The sequence below is a fragment of the Ferruginibacter sp. genome (genome assembly GCF_014377975.1).
In the GTDB taxonomy this organism is placed as follows: domain Bacteria; phylum Bacteroidota; class Bacteroidia; order Chitinophagales; family Chitinophagaceae; genus Ferruginibacter.
The window spans coordinates 1-10,754 of record NZ_JACMOO010000053.1 but is presented as its reverse complement, the minus strand read 5'-3'; the positions used below and the strand labels follow the sequence as shown (position 1 = coordinate 10,754).

At 39.3% G+C, this 10,754-nt stretch carries 7 protein-coding genes; 4 read left to right on the top strand and 3 right to left on the bottom strand.

All coding sequences use genetic code 11. The annotated features are described in order from the left end of the window. Positions 1-387 precede the first annotated feature (387 nt). From H7254_RS03540 to H7254_RS03525, 4 genes are all read left to right on the top strand, one after another. Positions 388-528 carry a hypothetical protein gene (locus H7254_RS03540; RefSeq protein ID WP_301931673.1) on the top strand — a complete coding sequence of 47 codons (141 nt, stop codon included), beginning with the start codon at positions 388-390 and terminating at the stop codon, positions 526-528. Between the two features lie 11 nt (positions 529-539). Then, positions 540-917, top strand: a complete 378-nt coding sequence (locus H7254_RS03535; RefSeq protein WP_301931672.1) for a DUF1572 family protein — start codon at positions 540-542, stop codon at positions 915-917. A gap of 203 nt (positions 918-1,120) precedes the next feature. Continuing rightward, a complete protein-coding gene (locus tag H7254_RS03530; RefSeq protein ID WP_301931671.1) occupies positions 1,121-5,944 on the top strand; it encodes a translocation/assembly module TamB domain-containing protein in 4,824 nt (1,607 codons plus the stop codon). A gap of 340 nt (positions 5,945-6,284) precedes the next feature. Further along, positions 6,285-7,589, top strand: coding sequence for an alpha/beta fold hydrolase (locus H7254_RS03525; RefSeq protein WP_301931670.1), 1,305 nt, complete (start codon positions 6,285-6,287; stop codon positions 7,587-7,589). 48 nt (positions 7,590-7,637) lie between these two features. Here H7254_RS03525 and H7254_RS03520 read toward each other — a convergent pair whose 3' ends face one another. From H7254_RS03520 to H7254_RS03510, 3 genes are all read right to left on the bottom strand, one after another. After that, complete coding sequence (locus H7254_RS03520; protein ID WP_301931669.1) at positions 7,638-8,711, bottom strand: dipeptidase; 1,074 nt, start codon at positions 8,709-8,711, stop codon at positions 7,638-7,640. Positions 8,712-8,834: 123 nt separating this feature from the next. Next, positions 8,835-9,938 carry a D-TA family PLP-dependent enzyme gene (locus H7254_RS03515; protein ID WP_301931668.1) on the bottom strand — a complete coding sequence of 368 codons (1,104 nt, stop codon included), beginning with the start codon at positions 9,936-9,938 and terminating at the stop codon, positions 8,835-8,837. 68 nt (positions 9,939-10,006) lie between these two features. Continuing rightward, positions 10,007-10,468: a RidA family protein gene (locus H7254_RS03510; protein ID WP_301931667.1), complete on the bottom strand. Its 462-nt coding sequence runs from the start codon at positions 10,466-10,468 to the stop codon at positions 10,007-10,009. Positions 10,469-10,754 lie beyond the last annotated feature (286 nt).

The window sequence follows — 10,754 nt, the reverse complement described above, 5'->3', positions numbered from 1 at the left end:
CGAAAATGCAAAACGCATAATAGCCCTGCCGGTAATATTAAGTCGTATAGCTGAAAGCCCCCGGATTTAAAAAGGCCCAACATAAAACGCAAAAGGTATGAGCCCCGGTCAGCAGTGACGGGGGCTTTACGCTGTTCAGCGACACCGGCCTTTAGGTGGTTTTGTAGCATTTATTGGGAGTCACTACTACTGTACATTCGTAGCAAGTTCCCTGGCTAACACACAGGCCAGCGAGGATGTTGCTGCGAACAGAATTAATTCTCCAGCAAGTATAGTAAAGTGAAAGACCAACACAGCTAAATAAGATTGCTATTCCTCTAATGAAATCATTGGATGGTAATACAATTAAAACTGAAGAATTAAACTAAACTTTGCAAAACAAACCCCATGGACTTAGCCACTACCTATCTTCAATCAGTCATTAAAAAAGTTACTTACTACAAAGAACCCGGCGATAAAATATTTGGGCAACTCAGCACAGCTGATTTTCATTTTGCACCCAATAAAAGAGTAATTCCATCACTGTAATTATTAAACACATGGCCGGAAATATGCTGAGCCGCTGGACCGATTTTTTAACCACTGATGGCGAAAAGGATTGGCGCAACCGGGACAAAGAATTTGACGCACAACCATTAACCCAACCACAACTAACTGACCTTTGGAAAAAAGGCTGGGCTTGCTTTTTAAATACCCTGCAACAACTTACTCCTGCCGATTTATTAAAAACCATTTACATCCGCCAGGAAAGTATGCTTGTTATGGATGCCATTAACCGGCAACTGGCGCATTATCCCTGCCATGTTGGACAAATTATTTACCTCGCTAAAATTATTAAAGACGGCGATTGGCGAACACTCTCTATTGCAAACGATGCATCGCAACAATACAACCACCTGCTTTTTGCAAAAAAATAATCCTGTCTGCCCTGCTGTTTCAAACAATTTAACTTTATAAAACAAATTATATTTGGTGCTGAATTTGCCCATAGGTGACGAAACGCTATTTTTGTATAAATTCATTCATTTCTCTGCGTACTTTTCTCAACATAATAAAATGGTTCTCTCTTGCACTGATTTTTTGGTTGGTTCTTGCTATGCTGCTGGTTTACATAAAACCCGTGTATGGAAACTGGGCATTTGGTTTTACCATTGCTGCGTGGCTGGGTTTGTGGTTTTATACTTTTGAAAAAGCAAGACATAAAACCTGGTTTTTTTTATGGCTGCTGGGCATGGTGATGTTTATCTGGTTTACGCTTCAACTTACGTTTGTACAAAATACAATCGTATCAGCCGTATCTGAAAAGTTATCGGATAACCTGAAAGTCAAAGTAAGGATACAAAGAATTGACTATAGTTTTTTTGATAAGATGGACTTGCGTGGCCTGCTGGTAGAAGACCGCCAAAAAGATACGCTTCTGTATGCCGGCAGTGCTAAAATCAATATTACCGATTGGTTCTTTTTAAAAAATAAAGCCACCTTACAATATGTATCGCTTACCAATACGGTGGTAAACATGCAGCGCACCGATTCGGTTTGGAATTACCAGTTTCTGCTTGACTACTTTGCTTCTCCTAAAAAATCATCCACTAAAAAAGGCGGGATAGAATTTGATATAAAAATTCTTGAGTTGCATAATATCAGGTTTAACCAGTTAGATAAATGGGCTGGGCATGATATGACCATTGGGATAAAAAAACTCGACTTACTGGCCGATGATATCAACCTTGATAAAAAACAAATCAACCTCAATACACTAACATTTGATGGTCCCGAATTTTCGATGTTTGACTATCCAGGTAACAGAGAGAAAATGCACATTCCGAAAGATACGACCCGGCCAGATGCAAGCACTACCGCCTATCGCTGGAACAATGCCGGCTGGGTTATGAATGTAAAAAATGTACGCATCAGTAATGGTGTTTTTAGCAGCGGTCAGCAAACAGCAAGAGCGCCTTTTTCCGACCAGTTTGATGGTGCGCACCTGCGCTTTGCCAACATCACAGGTGATTTTAAAAATATTCATTTTGAGAAAGATACGCTCACTACCGATTTTAATCTTTCCACAAAAGAACGCAGTGGATTTGAAGTAAAAAAATTAAAGGCTTTGCTGAAGTTTACACCGGAGATAATGGAATACAAACAACTGGAACTGGTTACAAACAAAAGCAGGCTGGGCAATTATTTTGCCATGCATTACCGTGGCTTTAATAAAGACATGGGCGATTTTTTACATAGTGTAAAAATGAATGCCAATTTTGTAAACGGTGAATTAAACAGTGATGATCTTGCTTTTTTTGCCCCCGAAACAAAAGACTGGAAAAGAATATTTCAATTAAAAGGAATTGCCAAAGGAACTGTTGATAACCTGAGTGTAAATAAAATGTTGATTAAAAGCGCCAACAGTTTTGTTGATGGTGATATTACGTTAAGAGGACTTCCGGATATTGAAAACACTTTTATTGATTTTGGAGCCAATGAATTAAAGACAACAGTTGCTGATCTTTCTACGCTTCTTCCTTCGTTAAAAACAGTAACACAACCTAATCTTGCCAAATTGGGCAATATCAGTTATAAAGGAAATTTTACTGGTTTTATAAAAGATTTTGTTGCTTTTGGTACCATCAAAACCAACCTGGGCGTGGTTACCGGAGATGTAAATATGAAAATTCCCGGCAATAAATCCGCCATTTATCTGGGGAAAATTTCAACCGAAGGATTTCAACTGGGTGAATTTATTAATACTGCAGATTTGGGTAAGATTGTATTCAACGGTAAATTAAATGGTGTGGGATTTTCTTCACAAGAAGTTGCTGCCAATTTTGATGGCAATATCGGGAGTGTAGAATTTGCCGGATATACTTACCAGAACATTGCTATCAAAGCCGATTTTGGTAAAAAATTATTTAATGGCTCGGCCAGTATTAACGATTCCAATTTAATACTAAATGATCTTAAAGGCAGCATAGATTTCACCGGCAAAGAACCACAATTTAATTTTGACGCTGATCTTGCAAAAGCGGATTTTAAAAAATTAAAAATAACCCAGGATGACTTTATCCTGAATGGTCATTTCAACCTGGATTTTACCGGCAGCAATATTGATAACTTTTTGGGTACGGCAAAAATCTACAATGCCGTTTTGCTACATAACAATACTCCCTTAAGTTTCGATTCGCTGATATTGCATTCCTCTGTTCTGAACGATTCGAAAGTTTTAACCCTTACCAGCAATAATGTAGAAGCAGAAGTGGATGGCAAATTTACCATCAAGGAATTACCCGATGCTTTCAAGGTTTTTTTAAGCCGCTACTTTCCTTCTTATATCGATAAACCTAAGTATACTGTAAGCGACCAGGATTTTTCTTTTAGTATAAAAACAAAAGAAGTAGACGGCTACATGCAATTGCTGAACCATAAATTAAAAGGTTTTGATAACACGATGATTGAAGGCAACCTAAAGCTGAATGATAACCAGTTTAATGTAACTGCTGCCATACCCGATTTTAGTTATGATGGAAAAATATTCAATAATATCCGTTTAAACGGAACGGGTAATTTTGATACTTTAGTTGCAAAAATTGATTTGGACGATGTGCAGATCAACGATAGTTTACACCTGCCTGCTACCAAACTTGTATTCAGGTCACACGAAGATTTAACGGATATAAGCCTTAATACCAGTGCCAGTAAAAATCTGAGCAGTGCTGACATTAATGCCCAGGTACAAACGATGAAGGATGGTGTAAAAATTCATTTTTCACCCAGCTCGTTTATAATAAATGACAAAAAATGGCAACTGGAAAAAGATGGAGAACTTGTGTTAAGTAAAACACAGGTAAGTGCCAGCGAAGTAAATTTTTTACAGGGCGATCAGGAAATCAAAATTTCCACAGAACCATCAGGAACAGGGAACTCAAACGACATTGTTGTTAAACTTAAAAAAGTAAGCATTGACGACCTGCTGCCACTGGTACTAAAAAATCCCCGGCTGGAAGGACAGGTTACCGGTACCGTTCGAATAGCTGATCCTTTGGGTAACCTTTTTATTGAGGCAGATACCCAATTAGATAAATTTAGTATTGACGGAGATTCTATTGGTGTGGTAAATGCCATTGCCAGTTACTCCACGGTTACCGGAATTGCAAAATTTAAAACAGGTGCAGAAGATCCGCTTAATCATTTTAATATTGAAGGCAGTTACAATACAAAAGATTCTACAGATAAACAGGTGTACATAGCGCTCGTATCGGAAAAATTAGACCTTAAGATTTTAAATAACTACCTGAACGGTATTTTTAGCGATATTAAAGGAACAGCCAACACAAGCAACCTCCGGGTTTTTGGTAATTCAAAACATTTGTCTGTAACGGGAACTGCAAATATTACAGAAGGATCGCTCAGGGTTATTTACACACAATGTAAATATGCCTTTAAGAATGAAACGGTAATTTTTAATCCGGATGAAATAGATTTTGGCACCATTAACTTAACGGATACTTTAAACAATTCTGCCACACTAAGCGGAAAAATATACCATCGGTTTTTTGATAATATTGGCTTTGATAATATCCGGCTGGAAACTAAAAAACTGCTGGTACTTAATACCACCAAAAAAGATAATAACACTTTTTACGGTAAAGTAATTGGCAAAGCAACCCTTTTGCTTAGTGGCAGTGCAGAAGATATTACCATGGACATCAGCGGTGAACCTTCCAGAACAGATAGCAGCCATATCTATTTATTAAGCGGCGCCAGTGTAGAAAGTGGCATAGTAGACTACATAGATTTTATACAGTTTGGTAGCCAGATGGAAAATACCTACAAAGGAAGGTTATCCAGCAACATTGTAGTTAACATGGCCCTTACTGCAAATCCTTCCTGTAAAATTGATGTGATATTGGATGAATCTACCGGCGATATTATTAAAGGAGAAGGCAATGGCTTGCTGAAGATAAGGGTGGGCAATAAAGAGCCACTCTCCATCAATGGCAGGTATGAAATTACAAAAGGTGAATACACTTTTAATTTTCAGACCTACCTGAAAAAATATTTTACAGTAAACAGCGGAAGTATTACCTGGAGCGGTGATCCTGTAAATGCACAGATAGATATCATTGCAGAATATCTTGCCAGCAATGTCGATTTCAGCAGTTTATCCACCAATAACATTACCAGTACAGGTAGTAGTAATAGCAGTTCCTTTAATTTAAAAAGCGACGTACGGGTATTGGCACATTTAACAGAAAGTCTTTTGAAACCTGCTATTGATTTTGAATTTCAATTACCCGAAAACAGCCAGTTAAGAAGTGACTTTTTTATAAGTAAAAGGCTGCAGCAATTTAAGGATGATAAGAATGAGCTGAACAAACAGGTTACTTCTTTATTGCTGTTTAATACATTCGTTAGCAGTACGCAGGGATTTATTACTGCCAGCAGCGGTACCAATATTTTATACAGCACCATTGGTGGGATGGTATCCAGCGCACTGTCGGGATTTTTTAATAAATTTTTGCAAAAATATATTAAGAATACCTCGCTGTATTTTGATTTAAATACCAGCTACGGTTCATCTGCAATCGACTTACAAGCCAACGTTGCACAGTTGCAGGCGGCTGCCAAAAGTGGTTTTATTTTTACCTTACTAAAAGGAAGGATTATCATTTCTGCAGGTGTGAATGTAGATTATAATAACCCTTACATAAATTTTAATCGCACCAATAATAATGTGCTGGTAACCCCTGATATAACCGCAGAATTTATTATCAATAAAGATGGTAGTATCCGGGTGGTTGCATTTAACCGTACCAATTACGATTTTATTGGCCAAAGAAATAAAACCGGTGTTAACTTATCTTATCGAAAAGATTTTGATAAACTGTCAGAAATAATGAATCCAAAAAAGGAAAGAAAAATTACCCTTTTAAAGAAACCAGCCAATTAGCATTAATGTAAGATGACAGATTTTTTACAGATTAACCAGTATGCTTTCATAATAAGATATTATTGTAACCATTTTATGAAGTGGTTATTGCTCTGATTAAAATTCGGCAGTCACCGATCAGCTTCACGAACACAAATAAAGAACAAAAAGTAAAAGTTGCGGCAACAAGTGGTAAGCACTATTTAACATCAGGGATACAGAACCTGTGAATAGGCAAAGAATACCTGCCCTGGTTTATATAAACTTTTTTATGCACCAAATGAAAATGAATGAGTATTTTCAATCTTTATAATTTGTACAGATTAACAACGATTGCAACATTTAATTTTAAATATCAGCCATGAAATTATTTTTCTCCAAAGAACTGTTAACGATACTTGTGTTAGCTCTAATTACCACCTGCAGTTTTGCCCAGGTGAACGATCCTTCATTTATTATTGGGGATGCACTTCCCGATGCCCCCGAATTATCTGTTAGGGGAGATTATAAAGTTGGCGTAAGAACACTGGAACTGATACATAAAAACCAGGTGGATATCCTGCAGTCAAAAGGAGGCACAGCACCATTGTACAACCGGCACTTAAAAATAGAGGTATGGTACCCGGCCATTATTCCACCCGGAAAAACAGCATTGGTTTCTTACAACAGCACGTTAGGTTTATGGAAAGATTCTGCAAGGCCATTGATTCCATTTTCTTTTAACGGCAGGGCTTTGCGTGATGCCACACCTGATCTTTCAGCAGGAAAATTTCCTTTAATCATTGTGTCACATGGCTACCCCGGTTCAAGATTGTTGCTAACCTATCTTACCGAAAACCTGGCATCAAAAGGTTATGTGGTGGTGGCGATTGACCATACTGAATCTACTTATAGCGACCGCTCTCCTTTTCAAAGTACATTGCTTAACCGGGCAAAAGATATCTTGTTTGTTTTAAACGAATTAGCCGATCTGGCAAAGCCTGGCAGTAAAAACTTTTTAACTGGTTTGGCCGATGCTGATAATACGGCGCTGATAGGTTATTCTATGGGCGGTTACGGAGTTTTAAATGCAGCAGGTGCCGGATACAGCAATAAGTTTGACACCAGTTTTTCGCAAATGACGGGGGGAAGTAACGCCATAAAAGTACGCACCACCAATAACGATGAATTTAAAGCTTCTTACGATTCAAGAATTAAAGCAGTGGTTGCTTTTGCGCCCTGGGGCATGCAGCGTGGTGTATGGGATGCGGAAGGTTTACAGGGCTTAAAAGTTCCCACCTTATTTGTAGCCGGCAATCTGGATGATGTATCAGGTTATGAAGATGGAACCAAAGCCATTTATAAAGGCGCAGTAAATGCCAACCGTTACCTTTTAACTTACGAAAATGGAAGACACAATGTGGCACCCAATCCACCGCCGGCTGCAAGTTTAAAAGCCGGTGTTTCTTTTAATGAATATTACCATTACGCCGAACCTTCCTGGAACGAATACCGCATTAACAATATCAACCAGCATTTTGTAACCGCCTTTGTAGGAATTTATTTGAAGCAAAAAGAGTATGGGAAATATTTAGATGTACCGGAACATTCAAACGAAAAGAGCTGGACCGGATTTAAGCCACGCACTGCCACCGGTTTAGAATTGATACATGCGTTACCAAAATAATCTTATCCCAGGCTGAAGCCTGGGGCTATTCACAGGCTGAAGCCTGGGCTATTCACTAAACGTATTCTTTATCAACCGCAGCCAATTGCCATGCATGATATTTTCAATTGCTTCTTTTGAATAGCCTCTTTTTAAAAGCATGGCAGGGATTTTTTGCAAGTCGGCAATGGTATCCAAATCGTATGGAGATTGTTCTTTACCATATCCTCCATCCAGATCAGTTCCCAGGCCAACGTGATTTGCATTGCCTGCCAGCTGGCAAATATGATCCAGGTGATCAATTACTTTTTCCATGGTACAATCCATTTGTTGTGGTAAGGATTTTCCCCGCACCCAGCCCGGCACAATCATCCAGGCATCAAAGGCGCCGCCAATTACTGCGCCGCGTTCAATCAAGGCTTTTATCATGTCGTCACTAAACTGCCGGTTGTGATTTACCAGTGCCCGGCAGTTATTATGACTTGCCCAAACCGGGCCTGTAAAAATTTCCAACGCATCCCAAAATGCATCATCGCATAAATGTGTGCAATCGAGTATCATGTTAAGTTTGTCCATTTCCCTTAACAGATTTTTCCCCTGCTCATTTAAATGCCCGGTTGCATCTGTACCATTTGCATAGCGTCCCGGGCCATAATGCGCAGGACCAACAGCACGCAAACCATACTCATAAGCAGTATGTAAATTATCCAGTGTAACCAATGAATCGGCTCCTTCCAGACTAAGCATATACCCGATCGGTTTTGTATCATTGGATTCGCCATTATTCCACAAGGCAAGCTGTTTTTCCAAACCAATTTTATCTTTAATCATAACCAGTTCGCCAGCGGTTTCCATGGCCTTGTACCAGGCCAGTTGCCCCTGCGTATGCGCCCAGGCCTGCTCTGCTGAATGCCAGCCAGGCAATTTGTTTTCAGGTGCCACATACCGGGCAATCTGGGTGGCAACTACCAATCCAATATCCCCTTTTCGCAGTTCGGCAAAATTAACTGTACCCATACCACGGTCCGGCTTATCGAAATGGTTTTTTTCTCTTTCCCGGATATCTGTAATGGAGGAACGCAGGTTGCGGTTCCATTCCATTGCATTCATGCTAAGGTCTAAATGAGCATCAATTGTAAACATGCTTAGTATATTTTTTTAGAGTAGAAATTTAAATACTCACCAGATGCTGTAGCGAAAAATAAACTACAGGGTATTTCTAAAAATCCTCCTTTTCAGCCGTTATAAAATTCACCCTTTGCTTAATTACACCGTAATTTTCCTATCTCTGGCAATCACTTTCCATTCTTGTACGGCCGTATTATTTTCAATTACAATCGCCCTTTCATACAAAGCAACCGTAGGACAAATATGGACGGGTACACCGTACAACACATCGCCGGTTTTAAATAAAGACGCATCGGGAACTTTCGCCACCAGGTGCTCTTCGCTTTGTGAGATGGGTGTGGCTTCCGGGGCATTTAAAAAATGTACTCTTGGAAAAGGGTTTTCGGCTGCTACAGATTTATGACCGAGGTCGGTTGTAATGGTGTGTTCATCCACAATACTGATAACCCTTGTTATTACCAATGCCGCATAGTTAAACGGTTCATCAGGCATGGTTTGTTTGTAGCCCCAGTCCCAAAATATAAATGTACCCGGACTGCATTCCACCTCCTTTCTGTCAGCATATACCGGAAACGTGGGTGAACCTCCTGCAACAATTGTAAGCGGCTCTTTAGAAAGCGCTTCAATAGTTGCAGCAAGAATCAACACTTTGCTGAAAGCCTTGTCTACATTGTGTTTGCGAAGTGTAAGATCGGTATCCCTGATTTGCCCGTCATAAGCATGCAGGCCAATAATTTTAATAGATGGTAATAATTGAACGGCTTCAAATAACTGTGTGGCATGTTCAGGAATAATCCCGGTTCTGTTCATGCCGGTATTGAGATCAATGAACAGGTTGATAAATAATTTTTTTTCGGAAAATACCTGTGATAGGTATTCTGCTGCGTGAATATTATCAATTACAGTTGAGAATTTTGTTGCCGGATATTTTTCAACCAGGGCAGCCAAACGTTTTGCTTTAGGGCCAACAGGCTGGTAGGATAATAATACATCCGGCGCTTTTATCATGGCCAGCATTTCTGCTTCTGCAATGGTAGCGCATTTAAATTTGGTGATGCCTCCATCCAGCATCATGCTGCATACCTCGGCTATTTTATTTGTTTTTACATGGGGACGAAGCTGCTCCACTTTGCCCTCTACCATTCCTTTCAGGAGCTGTATATTTTCGATTACCCGGTCTTTATAAATAACCAGCGCAGGCGAATCTATCGCATCAATATTTTTAATTGTAAACCAGTCCATATTTATTCAGTTAAAGTAAATAAATTATTCAAACACCCTTAAAAAAAGACAGGCATAGTTTATAAAAATCAGGCCAGTTCAAACAAGGCTTCAATCTCAACAGGAATATTATCCGGCAGCGAACCCATGCCCACAGCACTTCTTACGCCCACGCCATTGTCTTCGCCCCATATTTTTGCAAACAATTCGCTGCACCCGTTTATAACATAAGGATGCCTCTCAAAATCACTGGTACAACTAACCATACCCAATACTTTGACCACCCTTTTTATTTTGTTAAACGAACCCAGGTTTTGTTTTAAGGTGGCAAGGATGGCTAAGCCTACCTGCTCTGCGGCCTTCTTTCCCTCTTCCATATTCATGTCTGCCCCAATGCGGCCTTTAATAAGCGTTTTATCATTTAGCAACGGACCATGGCCTGAAACGTAACAAAGATTGTCTACAATTAAAAAAGGTTTGTACACACCCAGGGGTGTTGGTGCCGGTGGCAGTGTAAGATTCAGTTGTTCAAATTGTTCATCTGGCGTCATAAAAAATAATTTAAAATAAAAAAAGTTTGAGTTAATTCAAATATTAGAATAATTAGTTTAAGCCGCAAAGGCTTATTCTGTTAATGTTAGAGCCTGTTACATAATTAAAGTTCAAAAAAGGTATGCAGTACAAGTGAGTGACACAACGATGATGCCACAAAGAAGTAATGCTGGTATCAAAAATAATTAACTCAACCAGTTTAAGCAATAAAATAATTGAGAATAAAAATGGCGATAATACCCACGATAGAAACAATACTTTCCATGAGGCTCCAGGTACGGATGG

What these genes read in the sequence shown, in the direction of transcription:
- H7254_RS03515 (WP_301931668.1), bottom strand. Translation starts at nt 9,938, where the DNA reads ATGGACTGGTTTACAATTAAAAATATTGATGCGATAGATTCGCCTGCG.
- H7254_RS03535 (WP_301931672.1), top strand. Translation starts at nt 540, where the DNA reads ATGGCCGGAAATATGCTGAGCCGCTGGACCGATTTTTTAACCACTGAT.
- H7254_RS03525 (WP_301931670.1), top strand. Translation starts at nt 6,285, where the DNA reads ATGAAATTATTTTTCTCCAAAGAACTGTTAACGATACTTGTGTTAGCT.
- H7254_RS03510 (WP_301931667.1), bottom strand. Translation starts at nt 10,468, where the DNA reads ATGACGCCAGATGAACAATTTGAACAACTGAATCTTACACTGCCACCG.
- H7254_RS03540 (WP_301931673.1), top strand. Translation starts at nt 388, where the DNA reads ATGGACTTAGCCACTACCTATCTTCAATCAGTCATTAAAAAAGTTACT.
- H7254_RS03520 (WP_301931669.1), bottom strand. Translation starts at nt 8,711, where the DNA reads ATGTTTACAATTGATGCTCATTTAGACCTTAGCATGAATGCAATGGAA.